Consider the following 25,126-nt stretch of genomic DNA (forward strand, 5'->3'; position numbering starts at 1 on the left):
ATCAGCGTAAGCAGCTCACTTATCCATAGCAACCAGCGTGCTGGCGGATAAATCGGCCTCCAGCGTGCGGCGCTCGTCGAACACGAAGCAACTGCCCTGGTAGTGGGAGCCGTCGGTTTCCTCGAAGTATTTGAGGATGCCACCTTCGAGTTGGTAGACGTGGTCCAGCCCTTCTTCGCGCATCAGGATCGCGGCCTTTTCGCAGCGGATGCCGCCGGTGCAGAAGCTGACCACGGTTTTGCCCTGCAGCTCCGCCTTGTGTTCGCGCAATGCAGCGGGGAAATGGCTGAACTTGTCGATGCGCCAGTCGACGGCTCCGGTAAACGTACCGTGGTCTACCTCGAAGGCGTTGCGCGTGTCCAGCGTGACCACGGGGCGGCCCTGATCGTCCATGCCCTGGTCGAGCCAGCGCTTGACGGTGGCGGCATCCACCGCAGGGGCACGGCCCGCGCTGGGCTGGATGGCCGGGTGGTCCATGCGGATGATTTCATTTTTCACCTTCACCAGCATTTTCTTGAACGGCTGGGTCGCCGACCAGCTTTCCTTGGGGGCGATGTCGGCAAAGCGCGGGTCGGCGTGCAAGCGGGCGATGAAGTTGCGCACGGCGGCCTCGGGTGCGGCCAGAAACAGGTTGATGCCCTCACTGGCCAGGAGGATGGTGCCTTTGAGCTCCAGCGCCGTGGCCCAGCCGTGCAGCAAATCGCGCAGGGCAGGGGCATCGGGCAGGGAGACGAATTTGTAAGCGGAGATGTTGAGGATGGAGTTCACCCCCTGATTTTAGTTAGCCCGGCAGCGCTTCTGCAGCACCGGCTTCCAGGCGGAAGGCGCTGACCAGGCTGGTCAACCCCAGGGCCGAGCGCTTGAGGTTCTCGGCCGAAGCAGCGCTTTCTTCCACCAGCGCCGAGTTTTCTTGGGTCATCTGGTCCAGCCGGGCCACGGCTTCGTTGATTTGGCCTATGCCCTGGCCCTGCTCGGAGGCGGCGGCAGTGATCTCGGCAATGATGTCGCTCACGCGCTGCACCTGGTGGACGATCTCGGTCATGGTGGTGCCAGCCTCCTGTACCAGTTTGCTGCCGGATTCGACCCGGCCTACGCTGGCATCGATCAGGGCCTTGATCTCTTTGGACGCCTCGGCGCTGCGTTGGGCCAGCAGACGTACTTCGCTGGCCACCACGGCAAAACCACGCCCCTGCTCACCGGCCCGGGCGGCTTCCACCGCCGCATTCAGCGCCAGGATATTGGTCTGGAACGCAATGCTGTTGATCACGCCGATGATGTCGACGATCTTGCGCGAGCTGTCGTCGATGCCCTGCATGGTGGTCACCACCTGGCCCACCAGTTGGCCGCCGCGCGCGGCCACGGTCGCAGCCGACGCGGCCAGCTGGTTGGCCTGGCGGGCGGATTCGGTGTTTTGCGCCACGGTGGCGGTAAGCTGCTCCATGGCGGCGGCAGCTTCTTGCAGGCTGGCGGCGGTGCTCTCGGTCCGGGTACTCAGGTCCATACCGCCGTGGGCGATTTCGGCGCTGGAGTACTTGATCTCTTGCGACGATGTGCGCACTTCGCCCACCATCTGGCGCAAGGCCGTCTGCATGGCCATCAGCGCCTCCTGCAGGGTCCCAATTTCGTCGGTGCGGGTGCGCCGAATGTCGGCGAACAGGTTTCCCGCAGCCACTTCCTGGGCAATGCGGGTGCAATGGGCAATGGGTTGGCGGATGCTGGCCAGCACCGGACGAGACACCCCGACCAAGACCATCAGTGCTGCAGCCAGCACGACCCACGAGGTGCTTGCAACCTCTTTGCCTGTAGCAGTGAAGGCCGCAATCGTGCTGTCGGCCAGTTTGTTGCCTTCCTCCACGGTTTCATCCACCCCGGCCCGGTGTTCCAGGTACAGCGCTTGGGCCCGCACCAGTTGTTCATGGGCCGCTGCCGTATCGTTCTTGGCCAGTGCGGGCATTACCCCGTCACGCGCTGCGGCAATGAATTTCTGTGCTGCCTGGTGCTGGCGGCCAAGCAGTTGCTTCTCCAGACCATACGGTGGATTTTCCGTCCAGTAAGCGACCCGTTTCTCGTACCCACGTACCAGGTTGGCCACCTGTTTTTGCGCCTCGTCTAAGGGCATGGTGCCTTCCACCGCTTGTGATAGCACCAGTCGCAATTCAATCAGATAAAGCGGTGGCGGCAAGATATCGCCCACCACGTCTTTGGTCACAAAGGTTTTTTTTGCCATGTCGTTGAGGCGGTTGAAGCCCACGTACGACTGTATGGCGATGACCAGGGCGGCCAAGATGCCAACGGCGGCTAGTAGAAGAGTGGAGCTGCGGATAGATCGGAACATTGAGGTACCCCATAAAGGTTTGAAATCTTTGGATCGCGCTGCTTTGCGAAAAGCATATTTATGATTGTAAGCATTAATATCATTTTTGCAAATGATATTAATCATTTTGACAATCCATGCTTCACGGACCCTGTCCATGCCGCTCCGGCCGAGCGGACCTCGCCACTTAAAATGGCCGGATGTTTGTCCACCTCCGCCTCCATACCGAATTTTCTGTCGTTGACGGCACCAACCGCATCGACGACACCGTCAAGGTAGCCGCCAAAGACCAGCAACCCGCGCTGGCCATCACCGACCTGAGCAACCTGTTTGGTGCGCTCAAGTTTTACAAGGAAGCCCGGGGCAAAGGTGTCAAGCCGGTCATTGGGGCGGAGATTTTCCTGGAAGGGCAGGGCCTGGATGCCACGGCTCTGTCACGCGTCATCGTGCTGGTGCAAAACAAGCAGGGCTACCTGAACCTGTCGGAGCTGCTGGCCCGCGGCTTTACCCAGAATATTGTCAAAAACCAGGCGGTGATCAAATTCGCCTGGCTGCACGAGCTCAATGCGGGCCTGATCTGCCTGGCCGGTGCCCAGGCCGGGCCGGTGGGCCAGGCCCTGGTGCAGGGCGATACCGTACGGGCCGATGCCATGGCCAGCCAGCTGGCGGCCTTGTTCCCGCAACGCTTCTACATCGAGCTGCAGCGCGCTGGCCGCCCCGACGACGAAGCCCATGTGGTGGCCGCTGTACAACTGGCGGCCCGCCTGCAACTGCCCGTGGTGGCCACCCACCCGGTACAGTTCACCGAAGAGTCCGACTACGAGGCGCACGAGGCCCGCGTCTGCATTTCGGACGGCGAAATCCTGGGCAACCAGCGCCGCGTGCGCCGCTTCACCCGCGAGCAGTATTTCAAGTCCAGTGCGCAGATGCTGGCGCTGTTTGCCGACATTCCCTCGGCCATAGCCAACACGCTGGAGATCGCCAAGCGCTGCAACCTGACCCTGGTGCTGGGCAAACCGCAGTTGCCTGACTTTCCCACGCCCCTGGTCGATGGCGTGCGCATGAGCCCCGAAGATTACTTCCGCTACGCCTCGCACGAGGGCCTGAAAGAGCGCTTGCTGCACCTGTACCCGGATGCGGCCAAGCGCGAAGAGGTGCGCCCCGGCTACATCGAGCGGCTGGAGTTCGAGATCAACACCATTTTGAAAATGGGGTTCCCCGGCTACTTTCTGATCGTGGGCGACTTCATCAACTGGGCCAAGAAAAACGGCTGCCCGGTGGGGCCGGGCCGGGGTTCCGGTGCAGGCTCTTTGGTGGCCTACGCGCTGAAGATCACCGACCTGGACCCGCTGCAGTACAAGCTGCTGTTCGAGCGGTTTTTGAACCCCGAACGGGTGTCCATGCCCGACTTTGACATCGACTTTTGCCAGGGCAACCGCGACCGGGTGATCGACTATGTGAAAGAAAAGTACGGCAAAAACGCCGTCAGCCAGATCGTCACCTTCGGCACCATGGCAGCCCGCGCGGCCATCCGCGACGTGGGCCGGGTGCTGGACCTGAGCTACTCGTTCTGCGACGGCATCAGCAAGCTGATTCCCAACAAGCCCGGCATGTCGGTCACGCTGCAGTACCCACCGGCCACCAAGAAGGAGGGCGACAAGAACAACTACGCCATCGAGATGGAGCCGGTGCTGGCCGCCCGCATCGAGGCCGAGGAAGACGTGCGCACCCTGATCGAGATGGCGCAAAAGCTCGAAGGCATGACCCGCAACGTCGGCATGCACGCCGGGGGCGTGCTGATTGCGCCGGGCAAGCTGACCGACTTTTGCCCGCTCTACCAGCAACCCGGCAGCGAATCGGCGGTGAGCCAGTTTGACAAGGACGACGTGGAGGCCATCGGCCTGGTGAAGTTCGACTTCTTGGGCCTGGCCACGCTGACGATTCTGGAGATTGCCAAGGACTTCATCGTCGCCCGCCACAAGGGCCAGGAGAACTTTGCGTTCGAGAACATCCCGCTGGACGACGCCAAGACCTACCGCCTGTTCTCCGAGGGCAAGACCGAGGCAGTATTCCAGTTTGAAAGTACCGGCATGCAGCGCATGCTGAAAGACGCCAAACCCACCCGCCTGGAAGACCTGATCGCCCTGAACGCGCTGTACCGGCCTGGCCCGATGGACCTGATCCCCAGCTTTGTGGCACGCAAGCACGGCCGCGAAGTGGTGGAGTACCCGCACCCGCTGGTGGCCGAGATGCTGAGCGAGACCTACGGCATCATGGTCTACCAGGAGCAGGTGATGCAGACCGCGCAGATCCTGGGCGGCTACTCGCTGGGCGGTGCCGACATGCTGCGCCGCGCCATGGGTAAAAAGAAGGCCGAGGAAATGGCCGAGCACCGCGCCATCTTCCGCGCCGGTGCCGCCAAAAACGACATCAATGAAGCCAAGGCCGATGAAATCTTCGACCTGATGGAGAAGTTTGCGGGCTACGGCTTCAACAAGTCGCACGCTGCCGCCTATTCGCTGCTGGCGTACCACACCGGCTGGCTCAAGGTGCATTACTGCGCTGAGTTTTTCTGCGCCAACTTGACGGTGGAAATGGACGACACCGACAAGCTCAAACTGCTGTTTGAAGATGCCGGCAAGATGGGGCTGACGTTTGAGCCACCCAACGTCAACCTGGGCCGCCACCGCTTCGAGCCCGTCACCGACAAAATCATCCGCTACGGCCTGGGTGCCGTCAAAGGCACGGGTCAGCAGGCGATTGAGGCCATCGTGGCAGCGCGCGAAGCGGGTGGGGCGTTTACCAGCCTGTTTGACTTCTGCGTGCGGGTGGACAAGTCCAAGCTGAACAAGCGCACCGTCGAGGCGCTGATCAAGGCCGGGGCGTTTGACGCGATCGAAATCAACCGCGCGGCGCTGATCGCCTCGGTCGACCGTGCCTTCGCCTTTGCCGCCGCCACACTGGCCAACGCCAACCAGGGCGGCTTGTTCGACATGGACGACAGCCACGGCTCCAGCACCCAAGAGCCCGAGTTGGTCGAAACCCCGATGTGGGGTATCAAGGAACGCCTGACGCTGGAGAAGACCGCGGTGGGCTTTTATTTGTCGGGCCATTTGTTCGACGAAGTGCGCAAAGAGGTGCGCCGCTTTGCCAAACGCGACCTGGCCGACGCGGTGGACAGCCGCGACACGGTCATGTTTGCGGGCATCGTCAGCGATCTGCGCGTCATCAACGGCCAGCGCGGCAAGATGGGCCTGTTCCGGCTGGACGACGGCACCGGCATGGTCGATGCGCGGGTCAGCGACGCGCTGATGCAGGCAAACAAGAATCTGTTCAAGGACGACGAACTCATCATCGCCATGGGCCGGGTGCAAACCGACCGGTTTGGCGGCGGCGGCCTGCAGATGAACATCACCGAAGCCTGGGACTTGGCCACGGCGCGTTGCCGCTACGCCAAGTTCCTGCGCCTGCAACTGCCACCCAACGCGACGGGCTCCGGGCTCGACATCGCCCAATTGGTACGGGATTTCCCGCCGCGGCCCGAAACCACCGAGCAAGGTGATGTGCGCCACGGCTTACCGGTACGCCTGTCGGTCCAGCGCCAAACCGCCCAAGGCAGCGCCGTGGCGGTGTTGCAACTGGGCGAACAGGCCCGTTTTTACCCGACCGATGCAGCCCTGGCGTACTGCCAGGCGCAGGCAGCAGAAGCCGTGGTGGCGTACGAAGACTGAACCATCCCATTCCCGTGTTGGCGTTTGCGCACGCCGCGGGGATGGAAAGCTGCGTGCCAACGGATCGGAAGCTGTTAGTGCAGGCGGTGTAGGGGGTGTAGGGGGTGTAGGGGCAAGAGGTGAGCGTATTGCGAGGATGCAGAAAGCGATGATAGTGATCACCGTGCAGTCTTTGTTACTTAACATAATATACATCGTATCAAGTAGGGCGATGGCATGGTAACCGGCAACTAAGCGTCCCCGTCAGTGAGTTTTTTATCGCACTGACGGAATTTATAGTTTGCAACTATGGATGCGCCAAATGCCTAAAGAACGAACCCGCCCAACCGTGGACCTAAGCTATATTTTTTACAACCTGCGCACCGTTCGCGATGCAAAGACCCGCCGATCTTGGCAGCGCCGGGCGCGCATAGCGCTGGACCTCCTTGACTTTCTTACCCCAGCAGAACGCCACGAAATTACCTGCGTGTGGAGTAAGCAGGACTGCGACAAATACGACTCACCAGCGATGAACAAGCTTCAAGCGCGCTTGCGCGGCAAGCCGACACCAACCCGTTCGCGGCATGACTGGGAATACAAGCCAGCGTCCAGCGCCATCCGCGCCGGGTTCGATGCCCACGGCCAAAAAATCCCGCGCACAAAAAAGCCGGGCTTGGTTACCCGGCTCGACTTTGGCCCGGCTGCAAACGAGCCTTGGCCTGTATTGCAGCTTTCCCTTATCGGCTGACCGCTGCCCGACGGGCTACCGCGTGTAGCCTGCGCAGGCCCCAGCGTTCACACCGCCCTTGCACTCGCGCCGCAAGCGTGCATCCCGCTGCGTCTGCGTCTCTCCGCCCGGCAGTCGGTCCCGTGATACCGCCACTTTGGTGCAGTGCAAGCCGCCACGCGGCCCCGTCCAGCAACCCGACGCATCCACCGGATGCGCAGCCGCCCACGCCCCCGAAACTGCGAAATATGCCGCCACGACCACAAGGCGCTTTGTAAAGATAGTCAATTTTCACCCCTTCGCCCCAGCAGGGCACACGAACACACCAAACACCCCCGCTACGTCCGCAGCAGGCCAAAGCCATAAACGAAATATCCAGCCATCCGGTGCACAGGCTCGCAAAACTGGTTTTCCCAAAAGTCGTTTTCCTGCACCCCACCGCAAGCAGTCAATTTACAACTTTACAAAGCCCTGTTTTTCAATTTTGAAAAGCTTACCGCTGTCTAGTTCTACGTTTCAAAGGGCACCTTCAAGAACCATCCAACCTTCAATATATTGGCTTACCGCCTTGATTCCCGAAAAACCCGGCGTTAGCAATAATCACCGATATTTTTGGTTAGTTTTTAACAGCCGTTAGCAATATTTCGGCAAAAAATTTACCCGAAAAATGGTTCCGTTAGCAATATTCCTGCACAAATTTACGGGCAAAAATGTCCACGTTAGCAATAAGCTGCCGTGAAAAAATTTCCAAGAGTTTCCGGGATTGAAAGCCGTTCTGCGTCCGGCAGAACGGCATAGACGCGCATTGCACGCGCCGCTGATGGGTCAGGTCCAAACCTGTTTATGAGTGCGCCGATAACGCGCCTGATTAATTCGGTTCATCACTTTTTTCTGATCTATCTTTTGCTGATAGCCCGCCTGCGTGAACGCTGCGTTCTTGCGCACCCTGCGCATGAGGTACTTGCTTATCAACGCCGCACCCCGGCCCGTTTCAATCTCGTGTTTGATGCCCGCCTCTATGGCCGACTTCAAACCCGCCGAAAGCACGGACCCCAGGTCTATCCCCAGGTCTAGGGACAGGTCCACCGACAGCTTTTTATCTATGGCCGACGTGATGCCGCTGGGGGTCAGGTGCTCGACTTCCAGCCCGGTGCGTTCGCTGATGACTTGCGCCATGGTTTCGCTTGTCAGTGGTCCGTCTGGCAGCGGCACCCCGGCGCGCTCAAACATGTTCCTGATCTTTGGCTCGAAGCGTTCAAGCGCCCGCGTGGTTAGCCGTTCCTCCAGCACTGCCGACAGCCCGACCCAAGAGCCCGTATTCTGGTGATGGTCAAACGCCGCGTCTACCAGATCATTCAAGATGCCCGCCGTGGCGCGGGCCGTTGCGATCTTGTCCATTATTTCAACTCCCAAACTCGTTTGTGCGATGCGCGGTAGCGCGCCTGCCGTTCCCGGTTGCTGATGGCCTTTTTGGTCCATATGTAGGGCTTGTCCCGGCCCGGCTGGTATCCCGGTGGCACGGGCGCGCCGGACTCCGCCGCTTTCTTGTTTGCCTCGCGGATTTTTTGCACCATCTTCACCAGCGGTAGCGCGCCGTCTATCAAGTCGCCGCCACCCTCCCCCACCTGTTCAATCACGCGGGCGCTTACGTAGTCCCGCAGCGCCTGTTTCATGCCGTCCACGTCCAGGGTCTTAATATCCAGCCCGGTTTTCTGCACGGCGGTCAGCAAGGCCACTTTGTGCAGGTCTTTTTTTACGGCATCGCGGTTGAAAATATCGGTCAACTGCACGCCGGTATTGGCAAGCGGCCCGGCATTGATGGCCGCTGTTATGGCTTCTTTATTGAATCCGTTTTCAGGGTCCAAGGCCAACCCCATTGTTTCAAAGGCCTTTTGAAGTGCCCACTTCTCAACATCTTTGCCGTAGGACTCGACCACACGATCAATGATGTGCCTGCCTACATCGGTCTGATTCGCCACAACGATTGCGGCAACGATGGGCGCGAGGATGGCGGCAGCGGCTGCAATTACAGGTACTGGCATGGCTTACCCCATCTTGCGCAGGTATGCGCCTCGGACATTTAGGGCTGTTCCGTGCCCATAAGTCAGGCCCAAGCCGATCATCGGATTTTCGCCCGACACCGCCAACGGTCCCGCCCTGGTGGTCCCTGTTTCCACACTCGACCAAGCCACCACCGCCCCGCCATCTTCCACCACGATGATGAACTTGGAGATGCAAAACCCTGCACCATCAAACACACAAGGCACATCGTTTTGCAGCAGCCCTACCGTGTTGTTTTCCCCACCACCCACGAGCCCCACGCGCACGTCCACAGAGGCGTAAGCCTGCATTACCATGGCTCCCTCGTACGTTCCCTGCGCCACTGGCGTGATCAAGGCGATAGGCACAATCTCCGTATAGTCGCCCTCCCTCACGGTGTGCAGGTTCATTACCGCACCCACCGCGTCGCCACCGCCACCGCCACCGCCACCGGCTCCCGCAGCGCCAGCAGGCCCTACCGGGCCAGCCGGGCCAGCTTGGCCAGCTGGCCCCGGCACTCCGCCACCAAGCGCCAGCACCTCCCCGGTTTCCGTTTTCACGGACGGCACTCCGTCCGCGTCGATGAACAGCATGCGCCGCCCCACGTCTGGCACAGGCACTGCACCAGCCGCCACCATCCCCATATCTAAAGCACTCATAGCGCCCCCAATCGAATCACACCGTTCAGAACCAGCAGCCCGCGCACCATAAAATTGCGCGTCACCACCATGCAAAGGCCCTCGGCCACGACGACGCGCACGCCGCCGGGCACGCTGTAGCGGACCATGTTTACCGCCTTGCGGTCCAACAGACTAGCGTTCGCCACGGACCACCCCCACCGCCGCCGCGTGGTCGCGCAGCTTGTCGATCTGCACGCCCTGCGCTACGACAATTTCACGCACGCCGTTCACGCGCTCCGACAAGGCAGCGAAGTCCGACCGCATGCCCGCGTAAATCCCGGCCCCCGTTACCATGGTGGTAAGCAGCTGGAAGACGAAGCCCGGCGGCAGGCGACTCACGACGACACCCCCGGCGCTGCCCCCGTTTCCCGTTTCGCCACAGCGACAGCCCCGCATACCGCAGTTAACAGGCTCAAGGCTGCGCTGTACTGCGGAACCACCAGCGCCGCCGCCTGCAAGACCGAAGCAAGCCCGGCCCAGCTCGACGGCTCAGCCGCCACCTTTTTGATTGAATCCATTTTTTACCCCTTGTCGTTTTGAAAATGCGGATAGTCCGGCGTGCGCCACCGCCCGCCCCAGGTCAGACCCGCCGCTTCGCCCAGCGCGCCCAGGCGCTGCCATAGCTCACCGTCCGGCCCGACGGTGCCCCACACGGGCACGCCGTGGCGCAGCGGCACCACGTCCAGCGCTTCGCCGCTCTCATGCATGCTGACCTTGGCCCAGGTCACCATCCGGCCCGGCGTGGTGCGGCCCTGCGCCCACAGCGCGGCCTGTTCTTCCCTGGTGCGCAGCGTGCACGTCACCAGCACATCAATCCCGTTTTGCTTTGCCGAATCTAAAAAGGCCTGCGCTTTTTGGGCGCAGGCCTTTGTTAAGTCGGACAGGTTCCGACTTGGCATTTAGCCGCCCGCAGCTGCCAGGATGCCTTCGATGCGGGTCTTTTCGGCCACGAGCCAATCACTTTGCGCTTGCATGGATTCCAACTGCGCATTCTTCTCGGCCTTTACCGCAGCCTCGGCAGCGGTCAGATTCACGGGGAACAAGGCGATTTGCGCTTGCATTTGTGAAATGTCCGTGCTGATGGCGGCGATCTGTTTCACCAGGGATGCCACATCGCTGACGGCTTTTTTGGTCAGGTCGCCGGTGTAGGCCTTTGGCTCCAACGCGATCACGTTGTCAAACATGTAGGCGATGGACGAGTCACCATTGATCACGCCAGCTTTGGCCGCAGCCTTGATGAAGTCATCCACGTCCTTGAAGACGCGCACTTTGCCCAGCGTGTCGGCAATGTAGTGCTGCGGCACGGTGGGATCTCCAAACGAGGCTTTCACCTTGACTGAGAAATCGCCGTTCTTGACGTTGGTTACTTCAAAGTTGAAGCCGATCACGGCAGCGCCCAGGGACACCACACGCGCAAGTTGAATACGAGCAGTCATTTCCAAAACTCCAATTGGTTTGTGTTGTCAATAGCGAAATACTATTGATGGGCGGGATGGTGCCCACTGCAAAGCAAATTGCAAGAACTAATTTCAGCCAGCCCGCGCCACGGCATCGCGCCGCCGGTCTGCCAGCACCCGCAGCCGCTCCAATGCCCTGAAATAGTCGAAGTCTGGCCCCGACTCCTCTACGGCTTGCACCTTGTGCACCACCCGAACTCTGTTATGCGCGTTCCTGTCAACGCGGCCCGGTGTGCCCGGCGTACAGTTATTTACACGAGTCCTAGGCAGCGGCTGCGCCCCTGCTGGGACGGGCTCCAATGCGGGAACGGATACCGAACCCCGCTCAACAAAGCGCCACGCCCGGCGCTCCGAGAACACGCAGCGCGTGCCCGGCCAATTCAGGCGTACACCCATCGGCACCTTTCGCACACACGACCCATAGCGCCCGGCAATTTCACGGGGCTCCGTAGCAATGCACAGTTTGTAGGCCCGGCCCACCATCACGCCGCCCTGCGCCCTGATGTAGTCCGCCCACGATGCCCGGCCCTCGGCTTCGATGCGCTGCGCCCGGCCCGCCGGGTCCAACGTTCCCGCGATGCCATCCACCCCCTGCGCAGCAACCCAGGCCCGGTGCACGATGCCGCCGCGCCCCGCAGCGTTCGCCCCGGCCTCGGATACGCGCCGCAGTTCCCGCCATACCGTTACCGGCGGTTGTCCCAGCGGCTGAAACTGCCGGATGCCCCAGGTGGACGCCCAGGCCTCGACGCGCATACTTGGAGTGATCTCCATGTCGCCGATCAAATCCCTATTAATAGGACCGTCCGCGTAATCATCAATATGTGAATCTATCGCCACGTCATCGATATTTTTTGCGATGTACTTGGCGATGTAGCCCGCCGCGCCGCCGCCCTCCATGCGCTTGGAGTTGACCCGGTATTTCTTGGCCCCCGGTTCTTCTCCGTCATCGCTCAGCCAGTGGGCGCGCATCACCTCGACCACACTATCTATGGCGGCATCGTCCCGCGCCCATATCAATAGGTGCCAGTGCGGGCACCCGTCGTGGTGCGGCTCTGCCACGCGAAAGCCGAACATGTCCACGCCGTCCCGTTTCAGCTTTGCCCTGGTGCGTGACCACATGAGCCGCAGCCACGCCTGCGCCTCGCGTGGGTTCGAACCATCGTGCTTTGGGTTGCGGTCGCCGTTGCGTAGCGTGCTGTGGTATCGGCTTGGACAGGTTCCGGTCAGGAACACGCCGGGCATGCCCATTTCATCGGCGATCACCTCGCAGCCGCGTATGCGCGTCATCAACTCGCCGCGTCGAATGGACTTCTTCGCCGTGGACCTCGCGGCCAACTCGGCCAAGGTGGCCCGCTGGCCATCCTCATTTTCCATGACGGTGTTTTCCAGCGCCGCCGCATTCCGCTTGTTTTGGTCCAGCCGCCGGAATACGGCTTTGTTGCTGGCGTAGGGCTGGTTTGCGGGCTTGCTCACCAGCCCCAACGACATGGCCCCGCGCTCCGCTTTTTGGGCAACCATCTTGCGGATGGCCCGTCGCCACCAGTACCGGCACGACACGCGGGCGGCAATGCCGGGCAGCAGGTAGCCCGGACCCGGTGCGCCTACCTCACGGTGGGCGCAAAAATCAAGAATGCGGGCGTACTCGGCCCACGGCCCGGCGCGCCCCACCGTGCCCAGGTCCAAATCCCGCGCATCCCGTTCGTAGGTTTCTGCAAGCCGCTTGATGTCACCGTCCGACATGTCCGCCGCCGCCGCGCCACCATACTCCCCTATCCAGCGCTCCCAAACGGCGCGGGCCTCTATGTCAGACGGCCAGCCCATGGCGGTACGCGCCGCCCTGGCTTCACGCTCTATGGGCCGCAGCCAGTCGCCCGGCAACTGCGCCGCCGCCCGCACACGCGCCGCCCGCAGCTTTTGCGCGTCCTCGTGCCAGCTCATGTTTGCCGGGTATTTGTGCTTTCGCGGTGCCCTCTTTGCGGCTCCCCTCCCCGCCCCGTCACGCATATTTCATCGGCTCCAGCAGGCGCGCCCACTCCCGGGCATGGCGGGCCACCATATCCCGCGTTTTCTGCGACAACTGGCCCCAGCGGCGAACACAATTTGTATCGCTATCGTCGGCCCCGGCCATGGCGCACAGCAGCCGCCGCTGCTCCAGCGTGAGGCGCTGCCACCACTTGGCCCGCCAGTCCATCGCCCCGTTTTGCAAACATTCCTCGCGCACGCGGGCCAAGCGCTCCCGGACGGCATCACGCGCCGCGCTCATGCTCCAAACCCTTCGAATGAGAATCCTGCCGCCGTTACGTCCGCTACCGGCACCGACACCGTATCTATGACCACATCCCCATCCAGCCCGCGTGCATTTACCTGCACGTCTGACCCCTCCTGTCTGAAATTCCACGCCGTCGGCAGCACCGCCGCCAACTGCACGGGCGCATCTCCCCCAGCTACCGTGCCCCCGATCAATGCACCCCATGAGGTGCTCAAAATCCAGCCCACGTGCCCCGATACGCTGACGAGCCCCGACGACTCCGACCACCCCCGCAAGACCTCACGCGTGGCAATGTCTATGAGCAGTAGCGGCGCTTTTGGGTCTACCAGCCCCGCAAGCTGTTTCAGAAAATAGTCACCCCCGCCATATGGCCCAAGGTCAGGCGCTGCACCTTCAAACCACTGCACAGCACCCTCTCGGTTTCCCCCGTCCAGCTTCGCACGCAATGGCAAGAACCAATCCCCTGCCCCATGCCATTCGCCATCGTCCAGCAGCGCTTTTACAGGCATGACCACCGCCCATGACGAAGACATGGCCGCGCCAGCCCACAGCGATACCGCAGGCTCCACCGGCTCCACGGCCCCGCCGCCACTGCCCGCCGGTCCACGCGGCCCGGCTGGCCCCATTGGCCCCACCTCCCCACGTTCGCCGCGCTCACCCGGCACACCTTGCGGCCCCTGCACACCCTGCGGCCCCTGCGCGCCGTTTTGCCCCGGCAGACCATCAAAGCCACGCGGCCCCGGCACGTCCGATGGGTCACCCTTGTATCCACGCGGCCCCGGCACCCCCTCAATACTCGCCGGGTAGACGATCAACCGGGGACTGTCAAAGCCCCAAAAATCCGGTTCCGGGTTGTCGGCCAGATCACCGATAACGGCCCAACCGTCAGCCGTTACCGGAACTTCGAAAGGGGCAAGCGTCCCTATCACTGTTTGGAGCGTCACCGCGTGCCTATCGTTGTTCAGGTAGTCGGCCCGCCCGCTCAGCGGCAACACCTCACGCAGCACGCGCACGTACCACTCACTTTTCATGGTGTAGAACCAGTCCAGCGCCGCCCCGTCTGCGTAGCCGTAGCTGTTTACGCCCATGAGCACCTCATATACCGCTTTGGTTTGCCACTCCCCATCGACGGGCCGAATCTGCACGCGCAGAAACATTGCCTCACCGGTGCCCAGCGGGCGCGCCGCCGTCTCGCCGTCAATCGTCCCAGCGATCACCAGCGCCGCCCGCAGGCCCGCCCACAAGGTCTTCACCTCAAGGTCAAACATGGCCGGGTTTTGCAGCCGCCCGGCGTTGGGCTCTGTGCTGAATTGCGTGAGACCGTCGCCATCGGCCCAGGTGTACAGGTCCAGCAGCAGCGCAGCGGCCCGGCATGCGTCATCCAGGCGGCTGGCATTCGCACGGTACTTTTTCAGGCTCAGGGTTTCAGTTGGGCTTGTTGCCATCACGCCCCCCGCTGCGCACGGTGCTTGATTGATGCAGCCCAGCAATAGGACCAAGCCCCAGTCTTAGCCCCGGCCACTGGTGCGCAGATATGGCCCCAATGCCCCATAGCCATGGAAAAGAAGGTGTACAGCGGCATCACTACACCCCCATCGCTTCTTTGTGCACGCCGCTGCCCATGCGCGCCGCCACCAACTCCCACGCCGCCGCGCCCGCCGTCTCAAATGCCGCAGGCACTACGCCGATTGTTTCCGCGTCGATGGTCAGCGATGCCTGAATCTGCCGGTCAGCACCCAGTATCTGCACCAGCACGCAGCCCGGAGACGTGGGGCTAGGCTTAATTTCCAGGCGCTTGCCCGCAAGGCAGCAAATTGTGTGTTTCATGTTGAGCATCCCAAATATTTACGGAATGCCCTACTAGCTACGATGCCGCGTCAACCGGCCAATGTGTTGCACGTTATCGAGCAAACTTAGCCCGGAAACCCGCGCCAACGCTAGAGATTGTGCACAATTCTGGTGCGTAATATACATCGTATGAAGTACAATCTCCACCACAGACGCCGCACAGCCACGGCACGTCCAGCGGCAGGTCCCACAGCAGCGAGGCCACAGGCTTTATAGTCAGGCTGAACTACAAATTGACGCATTCAGAGACGCAATGAGCCCCCACCTACGATGACGACCCCGCATTCCAGACGCCATCACGGCGCCGTCCATGCATGGCTGGTGGCAGGGATTGTTTTTGTGTTCACCGCCTGCGCGGCGGCATTGCTGGTGTGGAACATGGAGCAGCGCCGACTGCAAAATGAGCGCGCTCGGGTGGACAGCATCGTGGCAGACCGCGCCCACGCCATTCAGAGCATGGTCGAGCGGGCACTCTCCAGTACCTATGCACTGTCGGCCATGGTCCACCAGGCCGGAGGGCAATTCTCAAATTTTGAAGGGGTTGCCAGCGAAATGCTGCCTATGTACCCGGGGGTCACCATTTTGGGCCTGTCGCCGGGTGGCGTCGTCCGCCAATTGGTGCCGCTGGCGGGCAACGAGGCCAGCCTGGGTTTCAACCAGCTCAAGGACCCGGTCCAAGGCAAGGAAGCCAACCGCGCCTTGGAAACCGGCAAACTGACCTTGGCGGGCCCGTTGAATTTGGTACAGGGCGGCCTGGGCGTGGTTGGCCGTTTGCCGGTGTATTTGCCCGAACTGGTGCAATCAGAGGCATCGGCGCCAACCGCGCAGTTTTGGGGTTTTGTGTATGTGGTCATTCGCTTGCCGGAAGCGCTGGCGAGCAGTGGCGTGGCGCAACTGGCGGAACACGGCATCGCCTACGAGCTTTGGCGCATGCACCCCGACACCCAGCGGCGGCAGACCATTGCCAAATCCGGTACGGATCCGCTGGTGGACACCGTGGACCGGGAATTACTGGTGCCCAATGGGCGCTGGGTATTGAGCGCCGCACCCGTGCAGGGATGGGGTGACCCGGCCGGACTGGCGTTCAAAGTGACGTTGGCCCTGCTGTTCAGCACCTTGCTGGGCTGGGCGGCCCACTTGCTGATGCAACTCAAGCGACATGAACAAAATCTGGAATCCCAGGTGGCCGAGCGCACCTACGAAATTTCCGCTACCCAAAACAAGCTGCAGGCCACGCTGGATGCGATTCCCGACCTGATGTTCGAACTCGGCCTGGACGGCACGGTGTACGACTGCCGCATTCCCCCTGCCCTGTTACTAGACATCCGGCCGGAACAGTACCTGGGACGCAAAGCCGCAGACCTGCTGCCAGCCAAGGCAGCCCGCGTTGTGGGCACCGCTTTGGATGCTGCGCAACGGACCGGGCGATCGGAAGGCGGCCAGGTGGAGCTACCGTTCGCCCAGGGGCTGCAGTGGTTTGAAATCTCGGTGGCGCGCAAGACCGCCTTGGAGGGGCCGGACCAGGATGCGCCGCGCTTGATCTTGCTGGCCCGCAACATCACCCAGCGGGTACAAGCGGATCTGGATCTGCGCATTGCCGCCACCGCGTTCAATGCCCAAAGCGGCATGGCGGTCACCGACGCGCAACGCCGCATCCTGCGTTGCAACTCGGCCTTTACCCACATCACAGGGTATGCCGAGGCCGATGTGCAGGGCCAGAGTCTGAACATCCTCAACTCGGGGCGCCACCCGCGCGAGTTCTACCAGGCCATGTGGGACAGCGTGGATGCCACCGGCACCTGGCGCGGCGAAGTGTGGAACCGGCGCAAAAACGGTGACATTTACCCCGACTCGCGCAGCACAACCGCCGTCAAGGATGTCCACGGCCAGATCACCCATTACGTCAACACCTTCAACGACATCACCCAGCGCAAGGCCGCCGAAGAAGAAATCAACCAACTGGCCTTCTATGATCCGTTGACCCACTTGCCGAACCGCCGCTTGTTGGTGGACCGGCTGCGCCAGGCCTTGGGGCTGAGTGTGCGCAGCCACCATTTTGGTGCCCTGCAGTTCATTGACCTGGATAACTTCAAGGCACTGAACGACAGCCTGGGCCACGACATGGGCGACTTGCTTCTAAAGCAGGTGGCCACACGCCTGGCCGAGTGCGTGCGCGCCACCGACACCGTGGCGCGTTTGGGCGGCGATGAATTTGTGGTGCTGCTGACGCAGCTCAGCACCGACCGCGATGAGGCCGCCGCCCAGGCCGAGACGGTGGGTGAAAAAATGCGCGATGCCATCACCCAGCCGTATCTGCTGGAAACCCACGAACACCAGTTGTCGTCCAGCCTGGGGATTGCTCTGTTCCAGGGCGCGGGGGCCAGCATCGACGAACTGCTAAAGCAAGCCGACCTGGCCATGTACCAGGCCAAAGCGGCCGGGCGTAACACGCTGCGCTTCTACGACCCGCAGATGCAGGCAGTAGTCAACACCCGTGTGGCCCTGGAGGCTGACATCCGCCGCGCCTTGCTGGTGCAGCAGTTCCAGCTGTACTACCAGTTGCAGGTGGACGCCCTGGGTCGGCCCGTCGGGGCAGAGGCCTTGCTGCGTTGGCCCCACTCCCAGCGCGGCATGGTGCCTCCTAACGAATTCATTCCATTGGCAGAAGACACCGGGCTGATCTTGCCGCTGGGCCACTGGGTGCTGGAGCAAGCCTGTACCCAGCTCCATGCCTGGAGCCTGCAAAGCCATACCCGGCACCTGACCTTGGCGGTGAACGTCAGCGCCCGGCAGTTCCGCCAGCCTGACTTTGTGGCCTCCGTGCTGAAGCTGCTGGACACCACCGGAGCCCCGGCACGCCTGTTGAAGCTGGAACTGACCGAGAGCCTGCTGGTCAATGATGTCGAGGAAACCATCGCTAAAATGCGGGCGCTCAAGGCCCTGGGCGTAGGTTTCTCGCTGGACGACTTCGGTACTGGTTACTCCTCACTGTCCTATCTCAAACGCCTGCCTTTGGAGCAATTGAAAATCGACCAGTCTTTCGTGCGTGACCTCCTGACCGACCCCAACGACGCCGCCATTGCCCGCACCGTCATCGCGCTAGGCCACAGCCTGGGGCTGGCGGTGATTGCCGAAGGCGTGGAGACCGAAGCGCAGCGCGGCTTTCTGGCGGCCCAGGGCTGCGACGCCTACCAGGGTTACCTATTCAGCCGCCCTCTGCCGGTGCAAGACTTCGAGGCCGGGCTCCAGTTGCGCGTGCAAGCTCTTTCGACGGAGTCGGCGGTATTTCCTGACATCTGATTCTCCATGCCCAAGACACTCAAGCTGATTCTGCTGTCCCTGCGCGACCTGGTCGTCTCCGCCGGACCGGTGGTGTTCGTCGTGATCGGTGCGCTAGCCGCGGCCTACTGGTATCTCGACCCGCAGCCCCCCAAAACCGTCACCCTGGCCACCGGCCCGGATGGCAGCGCCTACGCCGAGTTCGGCAAACGCTACGCCAGCGCGCTCAAGGCCAGCGGCATCGAGGTGGTGCTCAAGCCCACCGACGGCGCGGCCGACAACCTGCAGATGCTGCGCAGCGGCGAGGCCGACGTAGCCTTTGTGCGCGGCGGCAGCGCCGACCCGGTAGCCGATGACGAGGTCGGCCTGATGTCCCTGGGCAGTCTGTTCTATGAACCCCTGTGGCTGTTCTACCGCAGCGACGTGGCCCGCAAGATAGATCCCGCCACCGGTACGCTGACCGCCCTGCCCCAGCTGAAATCTCTGCGCATCAATATCGATAAACAAGGTAGTGGCGTGCCCGACATCGTGGAAAAGATGTTCAAGGCCAACCGCATCGAGGTCCGGACCCTGCGCCTGTCGAACCTGGAGCCCGCGCCCGCTGTAGAGGCGTTGCTGGCGGGGAGGCTGGATGTGGTGGTACTGGCCTCGGCCCCCCAGTCGCCGCTGGTACAGCGCCTGCTGCGCGCCCGGGGCATCCAGCTGATGGACTTTGGCCAAAGCGACGCCTACGCCCGGCGGTTCGCTTTTCTCTCGGCCGTCACGCTGCCGCGCGGCGTGGTCGATCTGGCGGCCGACATGCCGCCGCACGACGTGTCCCTGCTGGCAGCCACCACCTCGCTGATATCCAGCGACCAGACCCACCCTGCCCTGCGCCAGCTCTTCGCCCAGAGCGCGCAAACCGTGCACAGCGGCGCGGGCTGGTTCAACCGGGCCCGCGACTTTCCCAACACCCGCACCAGCGAGCTGCCGGTTAGCCCCGAAGGCGACCGCGCCATCAATGGCACGCCGCCGTTTTGGCAACGCTACCTGCCCTTCTGGGCCAGCAACCTGATCGAGCGCATGTGGCTGGTGCTGGGCGGCTTGGTGGTGCTGATGCTGCCCTTGAGCAAGATCGTGCCGCCGCTGTACCAGTTCCGGGTGCGCAGCCGCGTGTTCCGCTGGTATGCCCGCCTGCGCGAGATCGAAACCAGGGTCGATGCCCGCACTGGCGAGCGCGATGTGCTGCTCGACGAGCTCGACGAACTCGACCGCGTGACCCACCGCATCACCGTGCCTTTGTCGTACACCGACGAGCTCTACGCCCTGCGCAACAACATCGAAGCGGTGCGCAGGCGGCTGCTGGCAAGCTGGCCTAAAGAACCACCTCCCTGAAAGCAAAACGGCCCGTTTCCACGGGCCGTTTTGATTCCAGCGATCCCGCCGCACTGGCTGTGCCAATTCTGCGGGAATCGCCCTGGTTACTTCAACGCTTTGTAGCGCATGCGCTTGGGCTTGGCACCCTCTTCACCCAGGCGCTTCTTCTTGTCGGCTTCGTACTCTTGGTAGTTGCCGTCAAAGAAGGTCCACTGGCTGTCGCCTTCGGCGGCCAGGATGTGGGTGGCGATACGGTCCAGGAACCAGCGGTCATGGCTGATGACCAGCATGGTGCCCGCGAATTCCAGCAGCGCGTCTTCCAGGGCGCGCAGGGTTTCTACGTCCAGATCGTTGGACGGCTCATCGAGCATCAGCACGTTGCCACCCGCAATCAGGGTCTTGGCCAAATGCAGGCGGCCCCGTTCACCACCGGAGAGCATGCCCACCTTCTTCTGCTGGTCGGCACCGTTGAAGTTGAAGCGGCCACAGTAGGCGCGGCTGGCCATCTGGAACTTGCCCACGTTCAAGATGTCCAGGCCGCCCGACACGTCTTCCCAGACGGTCTTTTCGTTCGACAAGTCGTCACGGTGCTGGTCCACAAAGGCCATCTTGACGGTGGAGCCGATCTTCACTTCACCCGAATCGGCCTTTTCCTTGCCTGCGATCAGCTTGAACAGCGTGGATTTACCGGCACCGTTGGGGCCGATGATGCCGACGATGGCACCGGCAGGGATCTTGAAGCTCAGGTTGTCGATCAGCACGCGGTCGCCAAAGGACTTGGTAACGTTGACGAACTCGATCACTTCATGGCCCAGGCGGTCGGCCACAGGGATGAAGATTTCGTTGGTTTCGTTGCGCTTTTGGTATTCGAAGTCGCTCAGTTCCTCAAAGCGGGCCAGACGGGCCTTGCTCTTGGCCTGGCGGGCCTTGGGGTTCTGACGCGACCATTCCAATTCCTTTTTCAGGGCCTTGGCACGGGCTTCTTCGCCCTTTTGCTCGGCTTCCAGGCGCGCGCCCTTTTGCGTCAGCCAGTCAGAATAATTGCCCTTGTACGGAATGCCGGAGCCCCGGTCCAGTTCCAGAATCCACTCGGCTGCGTTGTCCAGGAAGTAGCGGTCATGGGTGATGGCCACCACGGTGCCGGAATAGCGCTGCAGGAATTGCTCCAGCCAGTCCACCGACTCGGCGTCCAAGTGGTTGGTTGGCTCGTCGAGCAGCAGCATGTCGGGCTTGCTCAGCAGCAGGCGGCACAGCGCCACGCGGCGCTTTTCACCACCAGACAACACGCCCACCACGGCATCCCACGGGGGCAAGCGCAGCGCGTCGGCGGCGATTTCCAGCTGGTGCTCGGAGTCGGTGCCGGCAGTGGCGATGATGGCTTCCAGTTCGGCCTGTTCGGCGGCCAGGGCGTCGAAGTCGGCGTCTTCTTCACCGTAGGCGGTGTAGACCTCTTCCAGGCGGGCCTTGGCAGAGAACACCTTGCCCATGGCCGCTTCCACGCTTTCGCGCACCGTCTGGGTCGGGTCCAGTTGGGGTTCCTGCGGCAGGTAGCCAATATTCAGGCCCGCCATGGGCTGGGCTTCGCCTTCAATGTCCTTGTCCAGCCCGGCCATGATCTTGAGCAGGGTGGACTTGCCCGAGCCGTTGGTACCCAGCACGCCGATCTTGGCGCCGGGGAAGAAGCTGAGCGAAATGTCTTTGAGAATGTGGCGCTTGGGCGGCACGATCTTGCCGACGCGGTTCATGGTAAATACGTACTGGGCCATCTTTTTGAGGGTGAAGTTGCTGACGAAAAATCTGCCGAAACAAGTCGGGCGAACGCCGATTATCCCAGCATGCGACAATCCACAGGTTGCGGCATTCCAATTGGCTGCAACGCCAGCACTTCGCTGGGGGCCAAAACTAAGATAAACCCTCTTGTTTTGCGTCCATTTTTTAAAAAATGTCTGCCTTTGATTGGTGCCCCAGTACACAACTTGGGCGAAAAGGCCAGCTTCCAAGCGCCCAGGACGGGCGCAACAAAATGAACTTTGAAGAACTGAATCTGGCCCCGGCCATTCTGAAGGCCGTGCAAGAGCAAGGCTATACCGAGCCTACCCCCATCCAGGCACAAGCCATTCCGGTCGTGCTGGCCGGGCATGATCTGCTCGGCGGTGCGCAAACCGGCACCGGCAAAACGGCAGCGTTCACCCTGCCCCTGCTGCAGCGCCTGACCGAGAGCGCTGCGGCAACCAACAAATTTGGTGGCAAGGGCATCCGTGCCCTGGTGCTCACCCCCACCCGCGAACTCGCCGCCCAGGTGGAAGAGTCGGTGCAAACCTACGGCAAATACCTGGAGTTGAGCTCCACCGTGATCTTTGGCGGCGTGGGCATGAACCCGCAAATCACCAAGGTCAAAAAGGGTGTGGACATTTTGGTGGCGACCCCGGGCCGCCTGCTGGACTTGATGCAACAAGGCGTGCTGGACCTGGGCCAGGTGCAGATCCTGGTGCTGGACGAAGCCGACCGCATGCTCGACATGGGCTTCATCCATGACGTGAAAAAAGTGCTGGCCGCAGTGCCCAAAGACAAGCAAAGCCTGCTGTTCTCGGCCACTTTCAGCGATGAAATCCGGGACCTGGCCGCTACGCTGCTGAAGAACCCGCAAAGCGTGCAGGTCACGCCGCGCAACACCACCGTGCAGCGCATCACCCAGGTGATCCACCCGGTGGGCCGCGGCAAGAAAAAGGCCTTGCTGGCCCACATCATCCAGGAACACAACTGGAGCCAGGTGCTGGTGTTCACCCGTACCAAATTCGGTGCCAACAACGTGGCCGAATTCCTGACCAAGAACGGCATCGAATCGATGGCCCTGCACGGCAACAAGAGCCAGTCGGCCCGCACCCAGGCCCTGCAAGGCTTCAAGAGCGGCGACATCCGCGCCCTGGTGGCCACCGACATCGCTGCCCGCGGTATCGACATCGACGACCTGCCACACGTGGTCAACTACGAAATCCCGAACGTCTGCGAAGACTATGTGCACCGCATTGGCCGTACCGGTCGCGCCGGTGCCGAAGGCGCTGCCGTCAATCTGGTGTGCCTGGACGAAGAAGGCTTCATGCAGGACATCGAACGCTTCACCAAGCAGGAAATTGCGGTGCAAGTGATCGAAGGCTTCATGCCCGAACCCAATGAGCGCGCCGAACCCATCGCCATGGGTCGCCAGACGATCTGGGGCGGTGCTGGCAAGCCACCCAGCCGCGATGTGATGCAGGCGGCTGCCAAAGCCGCCCGCACCGAAATGCTGCAGCGCGTGCGTGACAGCAAGGGTGCCAACGGCGGCGACGGCGCTGGCCGTGGTGGCAATGGCGGCCCGCGCAGCAATGCACCCCGCAGTGGCCCCCGTCCCCCGCAAGGCGATGGCATGGCGCCGCGCCCCCAAGGCGCACGTCCACCCCAGGGTGGCCGTGGTGGCCGTCCAGCCGGTCCTGGCGGTGCACGCACCGGTGGTGGCGGCTACGGCGGCGGCAATGGTGGTGGCAGCGGCGGCTATGGCGGCGGCAACAGCTACGGTGGTGGCGGTAACGGCAATGGCGGCGGCTATGGCGGCGGTGCCCAGCCTGACCACACGCGCTCTGCTTCGATGGGTGGCCAGGGCCCTGCGCCCCGCCCTGCCCAAGGCGGCCAGCCTGACCCCATGCGTACCAGCGTAGACAGCATGCTCGACCGCGGTCGCCGTGGTGGCTTCGGCGGCGGCAACCGCAATGGCGGTGGTGGTGGCGGCGGCTACGGTGGCGGCAATGGCGGTGGGAACGGTGGCGGCGGCTTCGGCGGCGGCCGCAGTGGTGGTGGCGGCGGATCCCGCGGCCCCGGTGGCCCCCGTGGTTCGTTCGGACGCTGATTTAAGCGTTTTAGGCCGCCTGCGCTTATTAAATAAGCGTGAGCAGCTACTAAATCAGGAGTAAATCAATCTCCTTACCAGGCGCATGGCATTCGGCATGCGCCTTTTTTGTGGGCGTTTATTTTTACAATCAATGCCCTCCCCTACCACCTTAAAAAAACACCATGCGACTTCTCCACACCATGCTGCGCGTTGGCAACCTGCAGCGCTCCATCGACTTCTACACCCAGGTTCTGGGCATGCAGCTGCTGCGCATGTCAGAAAATGCCGAATACAAGTACACCCTGGCCTTCGTGGGCTATGGCAGCAACCCCGACCATGCCGAGCTGGAGCTGACCTACAACCACGGCGTGGACAGCTACGAGCTGGGCACGGCCTACGGCCACATTGCCCTGGCTGTGCCCGATGCCTACGCCGCCTGCGAAAAAATCAAATCCGCTGGTGGCCAGGTCACGCGCGAGGCGGGTCCGGTCAAGGGCGGCACCACGGTGATCGCATTCGTAACGGACCCGGACGGCTACAAGATCGAGCTGATCCAGCGTGCCGAACACGCGGGCGGCGCCGGCATCTAGGACCCCAGCTTCGTCCTCTATTTAGGGGACGAAGCACCGGCCCGGTGCCTTGACACCAGCAGAGCGCCGGGCGGAACATGGTTTCTTTTTGAGGAGACACCATGGCCACCAAAAAAGCCAGCACCACCGTCGCCAAGACCAAGGCCCTGTCGCTGCACATGGGGCTGAACGCGGTCAGCGCAGCGGCCTATTCGGGCTGGACCGGGCCCCTGGCGGCCTGTGAGTTCGATGCCAATGACATGGCAGCGCTGGCCAAGGCGCAGGGCATGCAGCCCACCGTGCTGCTCACCAAACAGGCCACCCGCACCAAGTTTTTGAGCGCCTTGCGCAGCGCCGCCAAAGCGCTGGTGGCGGGCGATCTGTTCTTCCTGACCTACTCTGGCCACGGTGGGCAGGTAACCGACATCAACGCCGATGAACCCGACGGCAAGGACGAAACCTGGTGCCTGTTTGATGGCCAGATCCTGGACGACGAGCTGTACTTTGAGTACAGCAAGTTTGCCGCCGGGGTGCGCATCCTGGTGCTGTCGGACAGCTGCCACAGCGGCTCGGTCGTCAAGGCCCTGCCCAATGAACCGGGTTCACGGGCCATGCCCCTGGGTGTCGCCATGCGCGTCTACCGCGACCACCAGGCGTTTTACGACAAGCTGCAGATGGATGTGGCCAAGGCCGCAGGCGGCCAGGTCGCCGACCCCGATACCGCTTTGACTCAGGTGTCGGTGAGCAATCGCCTGACCGCGGTGGTCAGCCAGTTCAAACCCTCGCTGGTGCTGGTGTCGGGCTGCCAGGACAACCAGACCTCGATGGACGGCGACCACAACGGTGCATTTACCGAGCAGGTGCTCAAGGTATGGGCCAACGGCACGTTCAAAGGCACCTACCGCCACTTCCACGCCAAGGTGCGCGCAGGCCTGCCCCCGACCCAGTCCCCCAACCTTTTTTCGCTGGGCAAGGCCGGTAAATTTTTAGCGCAATCACCGTTCAAGGTTTAAAA

The 25,126-nt window shown here is 62.2% G+C and carries 21 protein-coding genes; 7 read left to right on the forward strand and 14 right to left on the reverse strand.

Annotated features, from left to right (window positions below; all coding sequences use genetic code 11):
- Positions 1 to 15 precede the first annotated feature (15 nt).
- Together AB3G31_RS11670 and AB3G31_RS11675 are read right to left on the reverse strand one after the other, a co-directional pair.
- A complete protein-coding gene (locus tag AB3G31_RS11670) occupies positions 16 to 768 on the reverse strand; it encodes a sulfurtransferase (protein ID WP_367846255.1) in 753 nt (250 codons plus the stop codon).
- Between the two features lie 13 nt (positions 769 to 781).
- Positions 782 to 2,335, reverse strand: a complete 1,554-nt coding sequence (locus AB3G31_RS11675; RefSeq protein ID WP_367846256.1) for a methyl-accepting chemotaxis protein — start codon at positions 2,333 to 2,335, stop codon at positions 782 to 784.
- A gap of 179 nt (positions 2,336 to 2,514) precedes the next feature.
- On the opposite strand from AB3G31_RS11675, the gene dnaE reads away from it, so the two are divergent.
- Both dnaE and AB3G31_RS11685 read left to right on the forward strand, forming a co-directional pair.
- Positions 2,515 to 6,045, forward strand: coding sequence for a DNA polymerase III subunit alpha (dnaE, locus tag AB3G31_RS11680; protein WP_367846257.1), 3,531 nt, complete (start codon positions 2,515 to 2,517; stop codon positions 6,043 to 6,045).
- A 301-nt stretch (positions 6,046 to 6,346) separates the two neighbouring features.
- Entirely contained in the window at positions 6,347 to 6,772 is a 426-nt protein-coding gene (locus AB3G31_RS11685; RefSeq protein ID WP_367846258.1) for a hypothetical protein, read from the forward strand.
- A gap of 804 nt (positions 6,773 to 7,576) precedes the next feature.
- Here the strand turns inward: AB3G31_RS11685 and AB3G31_RS11690 are convergent.
- The 11 genes from AB3G31_RS11690 to AB3G31_RS11740 form a co-directional block, all read right to left on the reverse strand.
- A complete protein-coding gene (locus AB3G31_RS11690) occupies positions 7,577 to 8,149 on the reverse strand; it encodes a hypothetical protein (RefSeq protein WP_367846259.1) in 573 nt (190 codons plus the stop codon).
- On the reverse strand, positions 8,149 to 8,793 hold the full coding sequence (locus tag AB3G31_RS11695; RefSeq protein ID WP_367846260.1) for a hypothetical protein: 645 nt from the start codon (positions 8,791 to 8,793) through the stop codon (positions 8,149 to 8,151). The genes AB3G31_RS11690 and AB3G31_RS11695 overlap by 1 nt, the downstream gene beginning before the upstream one ends.
- Before the next feature lie 3 nt (positions 8,794 to 8,796).
- A complete protein-coding gene (locus tag AB3G31_RS11700) occupies positions 8,797 to 9,384 on the reverse strand; it encodes a hypothetical protein (protein WP_367846261.1) in 588 nt (195 codons plus the stop codon).
- Between the two features lie 62 nt (positions 9,385 to 9,446).
- Entirely contained in the window at positions 9,447 to 9,578 is a 132-nt protein-coding gene (locus AB3G31_RS11705) for a hypothetical protein (RefSeq protein WP_367846262.1), read from the reverse strand.
- A 25-nt stretch (positions 9,579 to 9,603) separates the two neighbouring features.
- Positions 9,604 to 9,810: a hypothetical protein gene (locus AB3G31_RS11710; RefSeq protein ID WP_367846263.1), complete on the reverse strand. Its 207-nt coding sequence runs from the start codon at positions 9,808 to 9,810 to the stop codon at positions 9,604 to 9,606.
- A 182-nt stretch (positions 9,811 to 9,992) separates the two neighbouring features.
- On the reverse strand, positions 9,993 to 10,370 hold the full coding sequence (locus tag AB3G31_RS11715; RefSeq protein WP_367846264.1) for a M15 family metallopeptidase: 378 nt from the start codon (positions 10,368 to 10,370) through the stop codon (positions 9,993 to 9,995).
- Entirely contained in the window at positions 10,371 to 10,907 is a 537-nt protein-coding gene (locus AB3G31_RS11720) for a hypothetical protein (protein WP_367846265.1), read from the reverse strand.
- A 93-nt stretch (positions 10,908 to 11,000) separates the two neighbouring features.
- Positions 11,001 to 12,866, reverse strand: a complete 1,866-nt coding sequence (locus AB3G31_RS11725; protein WP_367846266.1) for a replication endonuclease — start codon at positions 12,864 to 12,866, stop codon at positions 11,001 to 11,003.
- A gap of 58 nt (positions 12,867 to 12,924) precedes the next feature.
- A complete protein-coding gene (locus tag AB3G31_RS11730; RefSeq protein WP_367846267.1) occupies positions 12,925 to 13,191 on the reverse strand; it encodes a hypothetical protein in 267 nt (88 codons plus the stop codon).
- Positions 13,188 to 14,642 (reverse strand): hypothetical protein, encoded by a 1,455-nt coding sequence (locus AB3G31_RS11735; protein ID WP_367846268.1) that lies wholly within the window; start codon positions 14,640 to 14,642, stop codon positions 13,188 to 13,190. The genes AB3G31_RS11730 and AB3G31_RS11735 overlap by 4 nt, the downstream gene beginning before the upstream one ends.
- A 139-nt stretch (positions 14,643 to 14,781) precedes the next feature.
- Positions 14,782 to 15,033, reverse strand: coding sequence for a hypothetical protein (locus tag AB3G31_RS11740; RefSeq protein WP_367846269.1), 252 nt, complete (start codon positions 15,031 to 15,033; stop codon positions 14,782 to 14,784).
- Positions 15,034 to 15,366: 333 nt separating this feature from the next.
- Between AB3G31_RS11740 and AB3G31_RS11745 the strand changes: the two genes are divergently transcribed.
- Both AB3G31_RS11745 and AB3G31_RS11750 read left to right on the forward strand, forming a co-directional pair.
- Positions 15,367 to 18,345, forward strand: a complete 2,979-nt coding sequence (locus AB3G31_RS11745; RefSeq protein ID WP_367846270.1) for an EAL domain-containing protein — start codon at positions 15,367 to 15,369, stop codon at positions 18,343 to 18,345.
- Positions 18,346 to 18,351: 6 nt separating this feature from the next.
- The gene (locus AB3G31_RS11750; protein ID WP_367846271.1) at positions 18,352 to 19,698 is read left to right on the forward strand and encodes a TAXI family TRAP transporter solute-binding subunit; all 1,347 of its coding nucleotides are present in this window, start codon (positions 18,352 to 18,354) and stop codon (positions 19,696 to 19,698) included.
- Between the two features lie 86 nt (positions 19,699 to 19,784).
- Here the strand turns inward: AB3G31_RS11750 and ettA are convergent, their stop codons facing one another.
- Entirely contained in the window at positions 19,785 to 21,446 is a 1,662-nt protein-coding gene (ettA, locus tag AB3G31_RS11755) for an energy-dependent translational throttle protein EttA (protein WP_367846272.1), read from the reverse strand.
- A gap of 257 nt (positions 21,447 to 21,703) precedes the next feature.
- On the opposite strand from ettA, the gene AB3G31_RS11760 reads away from it, so the two are divergent.
- The 3 genes from AB3G31_RS11760 (at position 21,704) to AB3G31_RS11770 (ending at position 25,124) form a co-directional block, all read left to right on the forward strand.
- Positions 21,704 to 23,560 (forward strand): DEAD/DEAH box helicase, encoded by a 1,857-nt coding sequence (locus AB3G31_RS11760; RefSeq protein ID WP_367846273.1) that lies wholly within the window; start codon positions 21,704 to 21,706, stop codon positions 23,558 to 23,560.
- Between the two features lie 164 nt (positions 23,561 to 23,724).
- A complete protein-coding gene (gene gloA / locus AB3G31_RS11765) occupies positions 23,725 to 24,132 on the forward strand; it encodes a lactoylglutathione lyase (protein WP_367846274.1) in 408 nt (135 codons plus the stop codon).
- 101 nt (positions 24,133 to 24,233) lie between these two features.
- Complete coding sequence (locus tag AB3G31_RS11770) at positions 24,234 to 25,124, forward strand: caspase family protein (RefSeq protein WP_367846275.1); 891 nt, start codon at positions 24,234 to 24,236, stop codon at positions 25,122 to 25,124.
- Positions 25,125 to 25,126 lie beyond the last annotated feature (2 nt).

It is taken from the genome of Rhodoferax sp. WC2427 (assembly GCF_040822085.1).
Lineage (GTDB): Bacteria > Pseudomonadota > Gammaproteobacteria > Burkholderiales > Burkholderiaceae_C > Rhodoferax_B.

Bases quoted from the DNA above. Each gene is read 5' to 3' on its own strand.
- AB3G31_RS11675 (WP_367846256.1), bottom strand. From the start codon at position 2,335: ATGTTCCGATCTATCCGCAGCTCCACTCTTCTACTAGCCGCCGTTGGC.
- dnaE (WP_367846257.1), top strand. From the start codon at position 2,515: ATGTTTGTCCACCTCCGCCTCCATACCGAATTTTCTGTCGTTGACGGC.
- AB3G31_RS11685 (WP_367846258.1), top strand. From the start codon at position 6,347: ATGCCTAAAGAACGAACCCGCCCAACCGTGGACCTAAGCTATATTTTT.
- AB3G31_RS11690 (WP_367846259.1), bottom strand. From the start codon at position 8,149: ATGGACAAGATCGCAACGGCCCGCGCCACGGCGGGCATCTTGAATGAT.
- AB3G31_RS11695 (WP_367846260.1), bottom strand. From the start codon at position 8,793: ATGCCAGTACCTGTAATTGCAGCCGCTGCCGCCATCCTCGCGCCCATC.
- AB3G31_RS11700 (WP_367846261.1), bottom strand. From the start codon at position 9,384: ATGCTGTTCATCGACGCGGACGGAGTGCCGTCCGTGAAAACGGAAACC.
- AB3G31_RS11705 (WP_367846262.1), bottom strand. From the start codon at position 9,578: ATGGTCCGCTACAGCGTGCCCGGCGGCGTGCGCGTCGTCGTGGCCGAG.
- AB3G31_RS11715 (WP_367846264.1), bottom strand. From the start codon at position 10,370: ATGCCAAGTCGGAACCTGTCCGACTTAACAAAGGCCTGCGCCCAAAAA.
- AB3G31_RS11720 (WP_367846265.1), bottom strand. From the start codon at position 10,907: ATGACTGCTCGTATTCAACTTGCGCGTGTGGTGTCCCTGGGCGCTGCC.
- AB3G31_RS11725 (WP_367846266.1), bottom strand. From the start codon at position 12,866: ATGAGCTGGCACGAGGACGCGCAAAAGCTGCGGGCGGCGCGTGTGCGG.
- AB3G31_RS11730 (WP_367846267.1), bottom strand. From the start codon at position 13,191: ATGAGCGCGGCGCGTGATGCCGTCCGGGAGCGCTTGGCCCGCGTGCGC.
- AB3G31_RS11735 (WP_367846268.1), bottom strand. From the start codon at position 14,642: ATGGCAACAAGCCCAACTGAAACCCTGAGCCTGAAAAAGTACCGTGCG.
- AB3G31_RS11740 (WP_367846269.1), bottom strand. From the start codon at position 15,033: ATGCTCAACATGAAACACACAATTTGCTGCCTTGCGGGCAAGCGCCTG.
- AB3G31_RS11750 (WP_367846271.1), top strand. From the start codon at position 18,352: ATGCCCAAGACACTCAAGCTGATTCTGCTGTCCCTGCGCGACCTGGTC.
- ettA (WP_367846272.1), bottom strand. From the start codon at position 21,446: ATGGCCCAGTACGTATTTACCATGAACCGCGTCGGCAAGATCGTGCCG.
- AB3G31_RS11760 (WP_367846273.1), top strand. From the start codon at position 21,704: ATGAACTTTGAAGAACTGAATCTGGCCCCGGCCATTCTGAAGGCCGTG.
- gloA (WP_367846274.1), top strand. From the start codon at position 23,725: ATGCGACTTCTCCACACCATGCTGCGCGTTGGCAACCTGCAGCGCTCC.
- AB3G31_RS11770 (WP_367846275.1), top strand. From the start codon at position 24,234: ATGGCCACCAAAAAAGCCAGCACCACCGTCGCCAAGACCAAGGCCCTG.